This window comes from Polaromonas sp. 39-63-25 (assembly GCF_002278925.1).
Classification (GTDB): Bacteria; Pseudomonadota; Gammaproteobacteria; order Burkholderiales; family Burkholderiaceae_C; genus Polaromonas.
The window spans coordinates 63,795-79,068 of the sequence record NZ_NCJH01000023.1 but is presented as its reverse complement, the minus strand read 5'-3'; the positions used below and the strand labels follow the sequence as shown (position 1 = coordinate 79,068).

General features: G+C 63.6%; 18 protein-coding genes. 11 read left to right on the top strand and 7 right to left on the bottom strand.

What is annotated here, in order from left to right; translation table 11 throughout:
• Window positions 1–264: 264 nt before the first annotated feature.
• From B7X65_RS20480 to B7X65_RS20470, 3 genes are read left to right on the top strand one after another with little or no spacing between them, the layout of a single operon-like run.
• Complete coding sequence (locus tag B7X65_RS20480) at window positions 265–681, top strand: hypothetical protein (RefSeq protein WP_293596124.1); 417 nt, start codon at window positions 265–267, stop codon at window positions 679–681.
• Complete coding sequence (locus tag B7X65_RS20475) at window positions 681–992, top strand: CcdB family protein (protein ID WP_293596123.1); 312 nt, start codon at window positions 681–683, stop codon at window positions 990–992. The genes B7X65_RS20480 and B7X65_RS20475 overlap by 1 nt, the downstream gene beginning before the upstream one ends.
• A 7-nt stretch (window positions 993–999) precedes the next feature.
• Window positions 1,000–1,137, top strand: a complete 138-nt coding sequence (locus B7X65_RS20470) for a hypothetical protein (RefSeq protein WP_293596122.1) — start codon at window positions 1,000–1,002, stop codon at window positions 1,135–1,137.
• A 118-nt stretch (window positions 1,138–1,255) separates the two neighbouring features.
• Here the strand turns inward: B7X65_RS20470 and B7X65_RS20465 are convergent, their stop codons facing one another.
• The 5 genes from B7X65_RS20465 to B7X65_RS20445 form a co-directional block, all read right to left on the bottom strand.
• Window positions 1,256–3,760: an EAL domain-containing protein gene (locus B7X65_RS20465; RefSeq protein ID WP_293596121.1), complete on the bottom strand. Its 2,505-nt coding sequence runs from the start codon at window positions 3,758–3,760 to the stop codon at window positions 1,256–1,258.
• Between the two features lie 51 nt (window positions 3,761–3,811).
• Window positions 3,812–4,126: a hypothetical protein gene (locus tag B7X65_RS20460; RefSeq protein ID WP_293596120.1), complete on the bottom strand. Its 315-nt coding sequence runs from the start codon at window positions 4,124–4,126 to the stop codon at window positions 3,812–3,814.
• 274 nt (window positions 4,127–4,400) lie between these two features.
• On the bottom strand, window positions 4,401–5,093 hold the full coding sequence (locus tag B7X65_RS20455; protein WP_293596119.1) for a Crp/Fnr family transcriptional regulator: 693 nt from the start codon (window positions 5,091–5,093) through the stop codon (window positions 4,401–4,403).
• Between the two features lie 147 nt (window positions 5,094–5,240).
• Window positions 5,241–5,957 (bottom strand): Crp/Fnr family transcriptional regulator, encoded by a 717-nt coding sequence (locus B7X65_RS20450; protein WP_293596118.1) that lies wholly within the window; start codon window positions 5,955–5,957, stop codon window positions 5,241–5,243.
• Between the two features lie 153 nt (window positions 5,958–6,110).
• Window positions 6,111–6,554, bottom strand: a complete 444-nt coding sequence (locus B7X65_RS20445) for a response regulator (RefSeq protein ID WP_293596117.1) — start codon at window positions 6,552–6,554, stop codon at window positions 6,111–6,113.
• A 345-nt stretch (window positions 6,555–6,899) separates the two neighbouring features.
• Here B7X65_RS20445 and B7X65_RS20440 point away from each other — a divergent pair, with 345 nt between their 5' ends.
• The 7 genes from B7X65_RS20440 to B7X65_RS20410 all read left to right on the top strand — a co-directional run bounded on the left by B7X65_RS20440 (window position 6,900) and on the right by B7X65_RS20410 (window position 13,705).
• Complete coding sequence (locus tag B7X65_RS20440; RefSeq protein WP_293596116.1) at window positions 6,900–7,193, top strand: hypothetical protein; 294 nt, start codon at window positions 6,900–6,902, stop codon at window positions 7,191–7,193.
• A 116-nt stretch (window positions 7,194–7,309) separates the two neighbouring features.
• Window positions 7,310–8,425 carry a non-hydrolyzing UDP-N-acetylglucosamine 2-epimerase gene (gene wecB / locus B7X65_RS20435; RefSeq protein WP_293596115.1) on the top strand — a complete coding sequence of 372 codons (1,116 nt, stop codon included), beginning with the start codon at window positions 7,310–7,312 and terminating at the stop codon, window positions 8,423–8,425.
• Window positions 8,426–8,454: 29 nt separating this feature from the next.
• Window positions 8,455–9,903, top strand: a complete 1,449-nt coding sequence (locus B7X65_RS20430) for a glycosyltransferase family 2 protein (protein WP_293596114.1) — start codon at window positions 8,455–8,457, stop codon at window positions 9,901–9,903.
• Window positions 9,903–10,955 (top strand): polymer-forming cytoskeletal protein, encoded by a 1,053-nt coding sequence (locus B7X65_RS20425; protein WP_293596113.1) that lies wholly within the window; start codon window positions 9,903–9,905, stop codon window positions 10,953–10,955. Before B7X65_RS20430 ends, B7X65_RS20425 begins: the two co-directional genes overlap by 1 nt.
• Window positions 10,952–11,938 carry a hypothetical protein gene (locus tag B7X65_RS20420; RefSeq protein ID WP_293596112.1) on the top strand — a complete coding sequence of 329 codons (987 nt, stop codon included), beginning with the start codon at window positions 10,952–10,954 and terminating at the stop codon, window positions 11,936–11,938. The genes B7X65_RS20425 and B7X65_RS20420 overlap by 4 nt, the downstream gene beginning before the upstream one ends.
• Window positions 11,939–12,013: 75 nt before the next feature.
• Window positions 12,014–12,856, top strand: coding sequence for a YaiO family outer membrane beta-barrel protein (locus B7X65_RS20415; protein ID WP_293596111.1), 843 nt, complete (start codon window positions 12,014–12,016; stop codon window positions 12,854–12,856).
• 9 nt (window positions 12,857–12,865) lie between these two features.
• The gene (locus B7X65_RS20410; protein ID WP_293596110.1) at window positions 12,866–13,705 is read left to right on the top strand and encodes a hypothetical protein; all 840 of its coding nucleotides are present in this window, start codon (window positions 12,866–12,868) and stop codon (window positions 13,703–13,705) included.
• A gap of 28 nt (window positions 13,706–13,733) precedes the next feature.
• Here the strand turns inward: B7X65_RS20410 and B7X65_RS20405 are convergent, their stop codons facing one another.
• Window positions 13,734–14,183: a hypothetical protein gene (locus B7X65_RS20405; RefSeq protein WP_293596109.1), complete on the bottom strand. Its 450-nt coding sequence runs from the start codon at window positions 14,181–14,183 to the stop codon at window positions 13,734–13,736.
• 65 nt (window positions 14,184–14,248) lie between these two features.
• Window positions 14,249–14,560, bottom strand: a complete 312-nt coding sequence (locus tag B7X65_RS20400; protein ID WP_293596108.1) for a hypothetical protein — start codon at window positions 14,558–14,560, stop codon at window positions 14,249–14,251.
• Window positions 14,561–14,702: 142 nt separating this feature from the next.
• Between B7X65_RS20400 and B7X65_RS20395 the strand changes: the two genes are divergently transcribed.
• On the top strand, window positions 14,703–15,251 hold the full coding sequence (locus tag B7X65_RS20395) for a polymer-forming cytoskeletal protein (protein WP_293596107.1): 549 nt from the start codon (window positions 14,703–14,705) through the stop codon (window positions 15,249–15,251).
• The last annotated feature ends 23 nt before the right edge of the window (window positions 15,252–15,274 follow it).

The window sequence follows — 15,274 nt, the reverse complement described above, 5'->3', positions numbered from 1 at the left end:
AACATTTCCGGGCATGGCGGGCTTTTTGATCCCCGTCTGTCCAGCCTCGGTGAGTCGTTTATTGGTTGCGGCTCATCGATGTATGAACTTTACTGTTGCCGATAACAAAGAAAAATAGCATTCAATAAAATTTAATATTGCCATATTGGAAACAATAAGGACTTGAATTGACCTTGCCATGCACATAAGCGCTTCAGTCTGGGCAGAATTTGACGCCCCAAATTTCATGCGGCATGATGGCATGAACGTTTAAAGGGATGCGCCATGCTCAAGGAAGTCGGCGCCAGCGGCCAGATCTCGCTGGGTAAAAAATACGCGGGCCGGTTGTTTGACGTGGTGTTTTACCCCGACGGCCGGGTGGAACTGGTGCCCATGAAGGCTGTGCCTGCCGTGCAGGACCCCACGGACGCCTCTGCACCTGCCGGCGTGCAGGAAGAAGCCGGCAGCTACCGCGTTGGCGACGGCTGGCTCACGCCTGAGCGTCTGGCGGCGCGCAAGGCGGCGCAGGAGCGTAGCCCCGAGGAAATCGAGCGATTGGCCGTGCAGTGGGAGGCCGAGAACAAGGACACGATTGCTGCCTACAACCGCCGCATCGAGCGGGAAGGCAGCATGGGCTGGCGCATTTACGAATGGCGCAAAAAGCAGGCGGCCTTCAAAGCCCCGGGCGCGGAGCCCGGCTGATGGCGCAATTCGACGTTTACCCTCATCCCGTGGAAGAGTGGCGAGATCAGTCGCCCTATGTGGTCGATATTCAAAGTGACCTCGTGCGCGGCGTGCGCAACCGCTTGACCATTCCCCTGACGCACGTTTGGGTGGAGTCGCCCACCGAACGCCTGGCCCCCGTGGTCCAGGTCGAAGGCGTGGCGCTGTTTCTGGACACCTTGGGCTTGCTCGCGTTTCCATCCGCTGATCTGCGGGGCGAGGTCACCAGCTTGCGCAGCGAAGCCCCACGCATCTGGTCGGCCCTTGACTGCGCCCTGCACGGCTACTGAGAAAACCATGACCGTTCCCTTTAGCGCCAAATGGGGCCCCGGTGGCCCGGCCTGTCACTTCAACGAAGAGCAGGGCGCGCAAAGTTACTTCACTGATCTGTGCGAGTTGCTGGTCGTGCCCAAACCCGGCAGCGAGGTTGGTTAGCTGGTCGAGAAAAATGCCGTTATCGGCAGGCGCAAGAAAAAAGTGCCTCCAGCCCCTGTGGCTGCTGCGCCAGTAGCTATGAATTCAGTAGCGGTTTGATGGCGCTGCGCAGCGGGGCTCAGCCGCCCTTCGTGCCCACCGGCGACTTGGCCATGCCCTGCATGAACACTTCGAGTTCGTCGATCGGCAGCGGCTTGCAGAACAGGTAGCCCTGGAAGCAGTGGCAGCCGTGGCGGGCCAGGAAGTCGCGCTGGGCTTCGGTCTCCACTCCCTCGGCCATCACGCCCAGCCCCAGGCTTTGCGCCAGGCCGATGATGGTGCGCGCGATCGCCGCGTCGTTGGGGTCGGTCAGCACGTCCTTCACAAACGCGCGGTCGATCTTGAGCTGATCCAGCGGCAGGTGTTTCAGGTAAGACAGCGCCGAGTAGCCGATGCCGAAGTCGTCGATGGACAGCGTCACGCCGGCGTCCTTGAGGATGCCCATCTTGGCAATCGTCACGTCCATGTCGTTGGCCAGCAGGCTTTCGGTCAGCTCCAGCTTGAGCCGGTGCGCGCTGATGCCGGCGCTGGCGATGGCCGCCATGACCTGCTCGACAAACTCGGGGTGGCGAAACTGGCGCACGCTGACGTTGACCGCGATGCTGAAGCTGTCGGTTTCCGGACAGGCGGCCCAGCGCGCCAGCTGGGCGCAGGCGGTTTCCAGTACCCACTTGCCCAGCGGCAGGATCAGCCCGCTTTCCTCGGCCTGGGGAATGAAACCATCGGGAAACACCAGGCCGCGCTGCGGGTGCTGCCAGCGGACCAGGGCCTCGACGCCCACCATGAAACCCTTGGGACCGACCTGCGGCTGGTAGTGCAGCACGAATTCCTCGTTGCGCAGGCCCTGGCGCAGCTCGTAGGTCAGCGCCGCGTTGGCCGTCGCCACCGCCTGCATGCCGGGGTCGAAAAAACAGATGGTGTTGCGCCCCGCGCCCTTGGCCTGGTACATCGCCAGGTCGGCCTGCTTGAGCAGGTCGCCCACGTTTTTTTCGTGCTGCGTGATCAGGGTGATGCCGATGCTGCAGGTCCCGTCATAGTCGTGGCCGGACAGGTCGCAGGGCTCGCACAGGGTGGCCAGAATTTTGTATGCCACGACTTTTGCCTTCTGGCGGGCCAGCGTCGGGTCGTCACCCAGGTCTTCGAGCAGGACCACAAATTCATCGCCGCCCAGGCGGGCCACGGTGTCGCGCAGCCGCACGCAGCTGTTCAGTCGCGCCGCCACCTTTTGCAGCAGCAGGTCGCCGGTGGCATGGCCCCGGGTGTCGTTGAGCATCTTGAAGTTGTCAAGGTCAATGAACATCAGCGCGCCGGTTTTGTCGGGGTTGTCCGTGTGGGTCAGTGCAGTGCGCAGGCTTTCCATCAGCAGCTGGCGGTTGGGCAGCTGGGTCAGCGTGTCGTAAAACGCCAGGTGCTCGATTTCTTCCTCGGCGGCCTTGCGCTGGGTGATGTCGCGAGCCACCGCCACCCAGTGCGTCAGCCCCCGGCTGAAATAGTCCACCGGCACGATGTCGAGTTCCAGCCAGAACTGCTCGCCGTTTTTTTTGTAGTTGATGAGTTCCGCGCGCACCGGCTGGGCCCGCTGCAGCGCCTGCCGGATGCGGTCCAGCTCGACGCGCTGCGTGCGCTGCCCCTGCAGAATGCGCGGCGTCTGTCCCAGCACTTCGTTGGGGCTGTAGCCGGTCTGCCGCTCGAAGGCATCGTTCACAAACACGATGCGCGGGCCGGGCGCGTCCACCGGGCCGGCTTCGGTGATCATCACGACGTCGTTCAGGTGCGATATGCAGGTTTGCAGCAGCAGCAACTGCTCCTGCGACTGGCGCTTGTCGCTGACATCGCGCAGGTACATGGCCACGCCCTCTTCAAAAGGGTAGGCGCGCAGCTCCAGCCAGCGTTCGGGAATGGCACAGAAAACCTCGAACTCGCGGCTGGCGCCGCCGCCAAGCATGGCCAGGATCTCCTGGCGCACCGGGCCTGTGCCGTTGCCGTCCAGCACGTCCCAGAGCGTGCGACCCAGCAGCGCCCTGACCGGAGCACGCAGCAGGCGTTCGCTCTCGCGGTTGACGTAAGTCAGCCGGCCCTCGCGGTCCAGCGTGGCGAAAGCGTCGGTGATGCTCGCCAGCGTGGTCGCCAGCCGCATGGTCAGGCTTTCGCTTTCCTGCTCGGCACGTTTTCGGGTCGTGAGGTCTTTCAGAACGCCGATCAATTGCACGATGGCGCCCGATGCATCGCGCAGGGCCTCGCCCAGCGAACGCATCCACAGCCGCTGGCCGCGCGCGGTGATGACCTGCACCTCTTCGTCAAACGCCGTGCCGTCTGCGAGGCAGCGCTCCAGGGCCGCGGTCATGCAGGCGCGCGACTCGGGCGCATACATATCCAGGGCGTTGGCCCATGACGGTGCCTGCTCCGATGTCATTTCCAGCATGGCAGCCAGGTGCGCCGTCCATGTCAGCTGGTGCGACGGCAGCGCCAGCATCCACGCGCCCGCACCGGTGGCCCGCATCGGCGGGACGGCGTCCGGGGCGGCGTCCGGCGCGGGGCGGGGGGGCAGGTTCTGGGGCGGGGGAAGGGGGCGTGTGACCGGCATGCTGACCACGCTAACAGACGCAGTGTCGGCCCGGGCTTCGCAAAGTGCCCGTCAGGGTGTCGGACGCTGGCTGCGTTCCTGTTGCAGCGCGGCGTGCAGACGGTCCAGCGAGCTGACGCAATCAAGCACGACGGCCTGCACCAGGCTGGCCGACAGCGCAGCCGAATGGGGGGGCACCTCGGGCATGTCTCCCAGCCGCTCACCCACAATGCGCCGCAGCGTGGTTTTTACCGCCTCGAACAGGACATCCCAGTCCTCGACCTCAATGGCCAGGTGCGCGTCATACGGTGCATGGGGGGCGGCTGCCTCAGGGGGGATTCCGAGCCCGTTCTGGCCCGACACCTGGGCTGGTGGTGGGGAGTCCATGTCGGGCTGCATGCCAGCGGTCTGCCTTGGCGTACGCGGAGGAAAGGAGGACGAGGTCAATTTTTTAGCCTCTCGATGTCATGTGCCCTGTGTGCCAAGGGGCGGTTGCCGTGATTGCATGTGAGGCTGCAGCTACAAGTAGTTTGTGGTCCGATACTGCTTGTTGTAAATGATTCTTTTGCTATCGTCGGTGCGCTACCGTACGGACGCGCCGGTTGCAACCGTTCGCCCCTTCGACCGGCTCAGGGCGAACGGGCAAGCGAATAGCGGGCGGCTAGCCGAGCAAGTCGGCGTAGGTCCGGCGGTCGGCGGCGTAACAACAGCAGGTCGCGGCTTCCAGCCCTTGGCGGTCCAGCACGGTGAGTTTGCCGCGGTGGTACTCGATCAGGCCTTCCTTTTGCAGGGCGCTGGCGGCGGCCGTGATGCCGACGCGGCGCATGCCCAGCATGTAGGCGAGGAACTCGTGCGTGACTTGAAAGCTGTCGGAGTGGGCGCGGTCCTGGCTCATCAGCAGCCAGCGCGCCAGGCGCTGGCCGGTCAGGTGAAAACGCAGGCAACCGGCAGACGCGGCGTGCTGCGCCATCAGCACGTACAGGTAGCGGTTGAGGCCGCGCTGCAGCGCCGGGCTGCGCGCCAGCTCGCGCTTGAACGCGGCCGTGCGGATGCGCCAGGCGCCACCGGCGCCCTGCACCAGCGCGCGCCAGGGCGCTGTGGCGACACCCAGCGCCAGCTGCGCACCCAGCATGCCTTCGCGGCCTATCATGCCCACCTCCACGCCCGGACTGCCGTCGACCGGCGTGACCAGCGAGATAAAGCCCTGGACGGGAAAGTACACGTGGCGCACCGGCTGGTCGGGCTCGCACAGGACTTCGGACAGCGCCAGTTCGACGGGTTCGCAAGCAGCCAGCAGGCGGATGCGGTCCTGACGGGGAAGGCGTTCAATGAGGTGGTTTTCGACTGCGGGCAAGCGGCTCTCCGGTGGGTTGCGGCCCCGTCACGGGGGCAATTACAAGGCCGCGCCACTGTCAGATCCAGTTCCAGTCGGTGGCCCAGTATGCGCTAGATAATCTATCTGTCTTTGAATCAGGGGCAATGCGAGCCGACGGGACAGGGGTCAGATCGCCAGCTTGTCGGGGAGCAGACGGTCGTATTCCTTCTTGACCACGGCATAACACTCGCAGGTGCGGTTTTCCAGGCCGGGCCGGTCCAGCACCGTGATGCGGCCGCGCGAATAACGGATCAGGCCGAGGTTTTGCAGCTTGAGTGCACTCTCGGTTACGCCTTCGCGGCGCACGCCGAGCATGTTGGCAATCAGCTCCTGCGTCATCACCAGCTCATTGCCCTGCAGCCGGTCCAGGCTCAGCAGCAGCCAACGGCACAGCTGCTGGTCCAGCGAGTGGTGGCGGTTGCACACCGCCGTTTGCGCCATCTGCGTGATCAGCGCCTGGGTATAGCGCAGCAGCAGGTGCAACACGGGCGCACGCTTGAATTCTTCCTTGATGACGTGCGCCGGGAGCCGGAAGCCCTGGCCGGCGCTTTGCACCACGCCCCGGCTGGGCGTCGATTCGCCGCCCATGAACAGCGAAATGCCGACCACGCCTTCGTGGCCGACCACGGCGATTTCGGCCGAGGCGCCGTTTTCCATCACATACAGCAGGGAGACGATGGAGGTGGTCGGGAAGTACACATGGCTCAGGGTGCTGCCCGATTCATAAACCACCTGGCCCAGCGGCATGTCGACCCACTCGAGTTGCGGCAACCAGCGCTGAAACTCGGCGTCAGGCAAGGCTGCAAGCAACTCGTTTTTTCGGGGATCGGGGGAAACGGCCATCAACAAAGCTCCGAAGCGGTATCTGGCTTCGAGGGGCGCCTCTGGCAGAGGTTTCGAGTCAGTCTGCCATATTAGGCCGTTCCGGATGCTTTGTATGTACGCTAGCGCACAAACCGACAGGCGGCCTGTTGGGCGGAGCGAACGCAGGTTTCCTCAGGTGGGCGTGGCCTGATCGTGCTGCGCGACGGCTTCACGCTGCGCCTCCTGCACATCCTCCGTGTGGGCCTGGGCCGTTTGTTCGGCGCAGTAAGCCAACAGCGCGTCAAGCTCGGTGGTCTTGTCAAACACCGCGTCGGCGCCAAGTTCGGCCGCACGCCGGCGGATTTCAGGTGTGGCGTAGTTGGTCAGCACCACCACCTTCTGGTAGGGCTCGCGGTTGCGGCACCCCGCCAGCACGCCCAGCCCGCTGCCTTCCTTGAGGAAAAGATCCACGATGGCCAGGTGCCAGGTGCCGTCATGCAGCGTCAGCCAGTGGCTGGCTTCGGCCTGGGTGACCGCGTGCGCCACGACCTTCACATGGGCGATCTCCTCCAGGGTGTCAATCAGGTTGTCCCGAATGATCTTGTTGTCTTCGGCGAGGTAGGTGATGAGTGCCATGGTGGTTGTCCTGTGAGGAGTTGAACTGCTTGCCGGGCGGCGGAATGAAGCGGCTTCTTCCATGAGGCGCCGGGAAATTAAAAAAAAAGCCGTCCGTCGGCGCGCGGGGTTGTAGGACGGTGCAGCCAGCGTGCGCTGGCCGCCTCGGTGGCCCGCTGCCGGGTGGCAAAAGCGGGGGTGTTTGGCTGTGCCTGTGTGCGCCAGCGCACAGAAGGACCGGCGCAGCGTCCTACAGCCAGGGACGGCATTCCCTCAGGTGCCCGGCGCTTCGGGTTTTTTATATTGACTGAGAACTTAAGTTAACACCCATTCCAGAGGGAAAAAGAACTCAGGACTCCAATACCTATGCACAACGAATTCGATCAGCTAAAGAACTTCCCTGACATCAGCGCACTGCGACCGGCACTTCACTCGCTGTGTTCGCGTTATGGCTCCGTCGCCCGGCTGGACATCCTCGCCGCCAGTCAGGCCGGCAAGCGACAAGCCCTGTGCTTTTTGCGCATGGACTCGGCCGCGCAGGAGCAGCAACTCATGCGCGAACTCGGCGTGGGGCGTTTCGGCGGCGACCTGGTCGTGATTGTTGACTTGTTGACTCCCGCCGCCATGACGGGCCACGGCGCTCACATTCAACTGGCCTGACCCGGGGCGGTGAACCGCCCGCGCACTCCGGCTTGACTCATGCCTTCGGCCCCCTGCACCTTCACCTGCGTGTGCGAGGTCGCCGTCGGTTCTCCTCCTTTTTCAGGAAAACATCCATGCAAAACATTCTCATCGTCTCGGGCACGCGCCCTGAAATCATCAAGCTGGCGCCGGTTTACCACGCGCTGCGTGCGACCGACTGGGCGCGTGTGCAATGGCTGCACACGGGACAGCATGGCGACATGGCGAGCCAGATCTTCGAATGTTTCGATGTGACGCCCGACATCTCGCTGGAGCGCGGCGGCAGCAGCCTGCTGGATTTCAGCATGGGGTGCCGGCAGCAGCTCGACGCGGTAATGACCGCGCAGGACTGGTCGCTTGTCATCGTGCAGGGTGACACCGAAAGTGCCTTCCAGGGCGCGCTGGCCGCCTTCTACAACCGCGTACCGCTGGCCCATGTGGAAGCCGGTCTGCGCACCTACAACCTGGCCCGGCCGTTTCCCGAGGAGGGCCTGCGGCAGATGATCAGCCGCCTGACGCGGTTTCACTTTGCGCCCACGCAGCGCGCCATGGTGGCCCTGCAGACCGAAGGCATTGCCGACGAGTTCATTCATCTCACGGGCAATACCGTGATTGATGCCCAGCAATGGACCTGCGCCCACCGCGGCGTCAAGCGCACGAGCGCGGGCCGCGGCCATTTGCTGGTGACCGTACACCGGCGTGAAAACTGGGGTAACGACGTGGAGGAAATCTGCCGCGCCATTGCGGACATTGCTCGCCAGCAGCCGGACCTGAAGGTGCTGTTTCCGGTTCACCTCAATCCCGTGATCCAGGGTCCTGTCAACGCACTGCTGGGCGACATCGCCAACGTGACATTGACGGCGCCGCTGGACTACACCGGCATGCAGCAGGCGCTGGCCGATGCGTGGATGGTGCTGACCGATTCCGGCGGCCTGCAGGAAGAAGCCCCGACCTTTGGCGTGCCGGTGCTGGTGCTGCGCGACGAGACCGAACGGCCCGAGGCGATTGAAGCGGGCTGCGCCCTGCTGATCGGCGCGACTCGCAGCGCGATCGTCGCCGAAGTCACCCGGCTTTCGCAGGATGCCCAGGCCTACACACGGATGGCGCAGGCCGGCAATCCCTTCGGCGACGGCACGGCCTCCGCGCAGATCGTGGCTGTGCTCGAGCGCAGCCTGGTGCATGCGCCCGCGGCCATCCCCGCGCTGGCCTGACCGATCCCCTTCTTACTGGAGTCACGCCCATGCTGCCTTCCTCTTGTTCATTTTCCTCTTGCGGCCTTTCAGCCGAAGGGCTCGTTCACGCCACCCGGCGGCCGGGCCGGCCCCGTGTCGCGCTCGCCCTCGCGGTCACTTCCTTCATGGGGGCCGGGCCGGCCCTGGCGCAAGCCCAGGCGACCGGTGCGCTGATTCCCTCGTTCAAGGACTACCCGGTGGCCGCCGTCATGGCCTCGCTGCTTTTCCTGATCGTGGTGGCAATGATGATTTACGGCGTGCGCCACTTCATGTTCACGATGAACCGGCTGACCGGTGTGCAGCGCCACCCCTACATCGACATTGCCGTGGCGCGCTGGCCCATGATCACCGTCTTCATTGCGGCCCACAACGAGGAAAAAGTCATCGCTGGCTGTATCGAGGCGCTTCTCAATACCGACTATCCGGCAGACCGGCTCAAGATCATTCCCGTCAATGACCGGTCGAAGGACGGCACGGGCGAGATCATCGACAGTTATGTGGCGCGTTTCCCCTCGCGCATTTCGCCGTTTCACCGCAGCACCGGCAAGGCCGGCAAGTCGGCCGCCCTGAAGGACGCCCTGCACTTTGCCGAAGGCGACATCGCCATTATTTTTGACGCCGACTACGTGCCCGGCCGCGGCCTGCTCAAGCAGCTGGTGGCGCCGTTTTTCGACCCGGAGATCGGCGCTGTGATGGGACGTGTGGTGCCCGTCAACAGCGGCGCCAACCTGCTGACCCGCATGCTGGACCTGGAGCGATCCGGCGGCTACCAGGTGGATCAGCAGGCGCGCATGAACCTGAACCTGCTGCCCCAGTACGGCGGCACGGTCGGTGGCGTGCGCCTGTCGGCAGTCGAGGCGGTGGGTGGCTGGCACGACGATACGCTGGCCGAAGACACTGACATCACGTTCCGGCTCATGCTCAACGGCTGGAAGACGGTGTACACCAACCGCTCGGAATGTTATGAAGAAGTGCCCGAAGAGTGGAGCGTGCGCATCAAGCAGGTCACGCGCTGGGCCAAGGGCCACAACCAGGTCATGACGCGGTATTGGTGGAAGTTCGCCACCAGCGCCTACCTGACACCGGGCCAGCGTTTTGACGGCCTGTTGCTGCTGTTTGTGTTTGTCATCCCGCTGGTCATGCTGCTCGGCTGGTGCCTGGCGCTGGGACTGTATTTCCTCAATGCGGGTTCCCTGCTGTCGTCACTGATTCCCATTTTTGCACTGATGATTTATGGAACGCTGGGCAACTTCGCCGCATTTTTTGAAATTGTGGTCGCGGTGCTGATTGACGGCAACCGGCGGCGGCTGAGGCTGCTGCCTTTCAACATGCTGGGCTTTCTGGTCAGCCTGTTTGCCATTTCTGGCGCTGTCTGGAGCCTGCTGCTCGACAGGATTTTCAAACGCGAGATGGTCTGGGACAAGACCATCCGCTACCGCACCAAGGCTGCTGAATAATGACTGAAAACTACACCACCTATGCCACCTTCGCGCTGGTCTGCCTGCTGCTGCTGACGCTGCCGTTTGTGCCGGCATTCCGGGAATGGCTGCGTCCCACCGACTTTGCATCCTTGCCGATTTCGGCGAACTACACCACCGACATTGATCACTTTGCCCGGCGACTGCATGCCGATGTGTCGGCCAGGCTCGGGCTGGGCGAGCCCACCGGGTATGAGAACTTCGAATTTGTCGGCGATCCGGCGTCGGCGGCCGGCACGGACCTGGACTGGCGCAAGGCAGACAAGCGGCTGATCGCGCGCAGCAGCATAACCAGCCCCTTGCCCATTCGCAGTGCACAGCCGGTTTATGTGCAGGGAAGCTTGCAGGCTGGCGCCGAATCGGCCTTTCCGGCGCTGTATGCCACCGGTGACATTGACCTGGGTGAACACAGCACCGTCGATGACTGGGCCCATGCCGACGGCGTGCTGCGCATGGGGCCGCGCAGTGTGGCCCTCAGACGGGTGTCCGCGGGCAGTGCCATCGAGCTCGGCAACGAGACCTGGTTTGAGCGTCTGCATGCACCTGCCCTGCGTTTTGGCTCGCGCGTCAGCGATGTGCTGCCGCCTGCCGGCGCCGAGCAGGCGCCGGCCAGTTACGCCGACCTGCCGGGCGCCGTCCAGCAAACGCCCCTGCTTTTCCTGATCCGGGGGGATTGCGCGCTGCCGCCTGCCAGCATTTACCGCGGATCGCTGGTCGTGACCGGTTTTCTGACCATTGGGGCGGCGACCACCCTCATCGGCGACATCAAGGCGCGCGAAGGAGTGAGCATCGGCCACCGCGCCAGCGTGCAGGGCGCCGTGACCTGCGAAAAGCGCGTGTACGTTTACAAGAATGCCCGGGCCTGGGGGCCGGTGGTGTCCGAAAGCGACATCCTGATCGGGGCCAACGCGCTGGTGGGCCTGCCGGACGCGCCCACCACCGTCACAGCCTGCAACATCATCGTGGAAGACGGTGTGGTCGTGCACGGCACCGTGTGGGCGCGCGAGATCGGCATGGTGAAACAGGCATGAAGCTCAAACAACTGTTGACGATTTGTGCGATGGGCGCCCTGCTGCTGACCCAGGCGGGATGTGCCGGTGCGGCAGCACCTCTGGAGCTGGGGGGCTACACGGACGACAGCGGCGCCATCACCGTCCTGCACGGTGGTGATTCGGCGGACCCCTATTTCGCGATGCAGGCCTTGTTGCTGGCGCACGAAAACGGCATGGACATCTCGGCGCCGGCAGAAAAGTTTGCCCACTGGCTGGTGCCGCGGCAAAAGCCGGACGGCACCTTTGACCGGTTCTGCCGGGGTGCGGATAAAAAATGGGTGTCCTGCAAGACGGCCGACGCTGACGACTCCTTGCTGGCGATCTGGATGAAGCTGCTGGAAACCATGCCGGCCAAGCTGGCCAGCAACCCGGTCTGGAGCAAGAGCCACCAGGCCAGCAAGGCCGCGCTTGAGAACCTGTACCAGCCGTCGCGCGGCATCTACATGGTCTCGCCGGTGGTGCTGCATGGCCTGTTCATGGACAACCTGGAAGTCTGGTCGCTCAAGGTGCACCTGAAGCAGCCGCAGCAAAGGGCTGCGTCCGACAAGCTGGCACGCGCCATTCATGACACTTTCTGGGACCCGGTCAACAAGCGGTTTCTGGTGTCCACCCAGCTGGAGCAACGCTCCCAGAAGCCGGCGTTTTACCCCGACCATGTGGCGCAGATCTTTCCACTGCTGTTCGATTTCCCGCTGGTGCCGGGCAACGCGCGCCAGCATTACCGCGACTGGATGGCGGCCCACCGCGCGGAGTGGCTGATCCAGGGCGAAGCCGACTACCCGTGGGGGCTGCTTGCGGTGCTTGCCATGCGCCAGAACGACAAGGCCACGGCCGCCTGCTGGCTGCGCCAGTCCACGCCGCTGCGCCACTCGTCGCGCTGGGCGGTAAGCGACGAAGCGTCCTACCAGATTCTGGTGAGCCGGGGTGTGACGCCTGCGGCGAAGGATGCGAACTGCAAATGAACGAAGGCGGGCGCGGCGATGTGCTGCCCGGCCCTGCGAGCACCCTGTCAGATTATTTTTTTGGAGTGAGTTTTGATGTTTAAACCTGTTTTTCTTGCGCTGCCGGTGATGCTGGCCGCTGCGATGCCGGCCACGGCCCAGACCGACGCCCCGGCGGGCGCCCCCGCACCCATGGATGCCACGGCGGCTCCGGCTTTGCCGGGGGGCAGCGAAGCGCTGCGCAGTCTGGAACTCAGCACGGGTGTGCAAAACCTCAGCAATGGCTTCGGCAACTGGCGCGACGTGACCCTGAAGGGCGTCTATGGCGTGGACAAACATGTCTTGCAGGGTGAGTTGTCTGCGCACAAGCGGTTTGGGGAAAACGGTACGTTCCTGAGCCTCGGTGATACCTATACCTTCAATGAAGACTGGTTTGGATCGGTGGCGCTGGGCGTCGGCGACGGTGCTTTCTATCTGCCGCGTTACCGTGTGGACGGAACGATTTCCCGAAAATTTCTTCCCGGCCGCAATCTGGTGGGTACGGTGGGGGCAGGGTATTACAACGCGCCCGATGGCCACACCGACCGCAGCCTGTCGCTGGGGGCAGCCTACTATTTTGAGGCGCCCTGGATTGTGGAGGGTGGCGTGCGGCTGAACCGCAGCAACCCGGGTTCGGTGGACACGCAGCAGCAATTTGTGGCGCTGACCTGGGGACGCCCCCAGCAGGACCTGGTGACCGCACGTTACGGATGGGGCAGCGAAGGGTATCTCGCCGTTGCCGCCAACCGGCAACTGGTCAACTTCGACAGCCGCGAGGCCAGCCTTACCTGGCGCCACTGGTTCAATGCGCGCACCGGCGTGCTGGTCGGCGCCAACCGCTACACCAACCCGCTGTACCGCCGCAGCGGTGTGAATGTTGGCGTTTTCCACGAATTTTGATCACGTCCCATGAGCTCCAGAACCAAATCCCTGTCTGAACCTGCGCGTGAGCAGGAGCGTCTTTTTAACGCCTCCTTTTCTGCTGCCCGGGAAGCCCGCGCCCAACGGGTTCTGGTGCGCCCGCACCGCTCCATCACACCGCTGAATGTCACGCCCTGGTTGCTGGCGCAGGCGCTTGTCCTGCCGCTGATCCTGTGCGCGCTGGTGTATTTCGGAAAACCGCTGCTGTTTGATTTCTGGCGCGATTGCATCCTGTTCTGGTCCACGGGGCTGGACATGCCTTTCACGCTGACCAACCAGCTCAACGATGCGGGGCAATACGCGATGCTGCTGTCGAGTGGGCCGGACGACAGGCCGCTGCCGAGCCGCACCGTCCTTCTGGTGACGGCGGTGGTAACGCTGCTGGGGTTGGCTTTGTCGGTACGCATGAAAAACGCGCAGCTGCCGCTCAAGTACCCCCTGCGCATCGTCGGCGTCATCCAGCTTGTCACGCTGGTCTATTTCTGGTTCTCGCCGGACGCTTTTCCCTATAGCATTGCACGCCACAGCGAGGAACTCATGACCATCGGCTACGTGGTCATGCTGGCCACGCCGGTGATGCTGGCGATGGGGTATTACATCCTGAACCAGAGCCTGACGATCAAGCTGTTCCACACCGCGTTGATCCTGGGCTTCTTTGCCGTCATGATTCCCCACCAGGTGCTGGCGCAGGCTTTCATCATGCAGCACCTGTCGGTGCTGTTCATGCCGGTGCTGTACATCTGCATGGGCGCCGTCTTTGATGCGCTGGTGTTTGTTGCCCTGTACTCCTGGGCGGTCAGCAGCGCGCCGCAAGACGCCACGGTCTGACCTGTGTCCTGACGTCCGCCGGAGCGGCTCAATACCGGACGCTGCAGACCTCCAGCGCATTGAGTCCGCGGTCAGTGATGAGGTAGCCGCCTTCGCCGTCATCTTCCAGAAAGCCATGTTTTTTCAGGGAGGCGACGGTTTTCAGGCCGTGGGCGCGGGTTTTGTGGGGTTGCGGCTGCTTGCGCTCGATGGGCGGCAAGCCGACGATCCTGAAGCCGTAGCGGGCATCTTCCAGACACTCGTACTGCTTGTAGGTCAGTATTTTCACCGGCAGGGCGCCGGTGGTGGTGCCGCTCCACTCGAACTCGGGCGGCGCGTAGCTGACCCGGTAGGTGCTGTCGTCCAGTGTGCTGCTCTGCGTCTCCGCCCGCCCCCCGGTTGCCGGCGGGCCGGAGTCCTGGCGTTTCATGACGCGGTACATCCCCCAGCCGAGCAGCCCCAGCACGATCACCGCCATGAGCAAGACAGCAAACTCCACGAACTCCCCTTTTTTAGCAAGTGGTGTAATTATCCGTACAAAGTGCCCGCCTGGGTGGACGGTGCTCAGCGATCCGGAATATCCAGCTCGAAGTGGGCATCACCCATGTAGCGTTCGGTGCCAAAAGCCGCTTGCGTGGCCGCCAGCTCGGCCGCTTCCCATTGCTCGGCCAGCAACTGTTCCGCCGGCGCCAGGTCCCAGGGGCGGGTCTGCTCTCCATGGATTTGCAGCAGCCGGAGGTAGGCGCGGTAGACGGGTGCCACCAGGCCGGCGTCGCCCAGCGAGGCCTCGAGTGCGGTCCGAAACCGCTGCGCCGCGCTGGCGCGTTCGGTGTCGGAGACATCCTCGCTGTGAAAAATCCTGACCGTGTAATGCATGGCACCAGTCTACAAGCTCACGCCCGGCAACCGGTACGCAGGGGCGTAGCGCACCCGGTCATTTCGTTACTCATCTTGCATTAGCAGTGGAGACTTTTTAAAACGCTCTCCTTACCATCGGTTCTTTTTCAAGGAAATCCAGATGGCACTGCAATCACCGTTCTTCGGCAAACGCGACAACGAACCTTCCGGTCTGCGTCATGGCAGCCCCAACCCCAATCCCTACGCGAACGGTCCTGCGGCAACCAATGTCTCGAACAGCGCGCCTGCTGCCGCTGCGGCCGCAACCAGCGCGCCGTCTGCCGCTGCCACCCGTGAGAGTGGCGGCAGCAAGCTGACGGTCGGCCCCAACATCAAGCTCAAGGGCGTCGAGATCACCGACTGCGACACCCTGGTGGTGGAGGGACTGGTGGAGGCCACGATGGACTCGCGCGTGATGCAGATTTCCGAGCATGGCGAGTTCAAGGGCTCGGCCGAGATCGACATCGCCGAAATCCATGGCGCGTTTGACGGCAACCTCACGGTGCGCCAGAAGCTCGTGATTTATGCGACCGGCAAGGTCACCGGCAAGATCCGCTACGGCAAGCTGGTGATTGAAGAAGGCGGCCAGCTCGCGGGCGAGATCCTGTTCGGAGCCGTGGCCAATTCGAAAGCCGCACTCACCGGGAAGCCGGGCCTGCAGGTCGCCTGAGTTTTTCAAACACCCGCATGCTG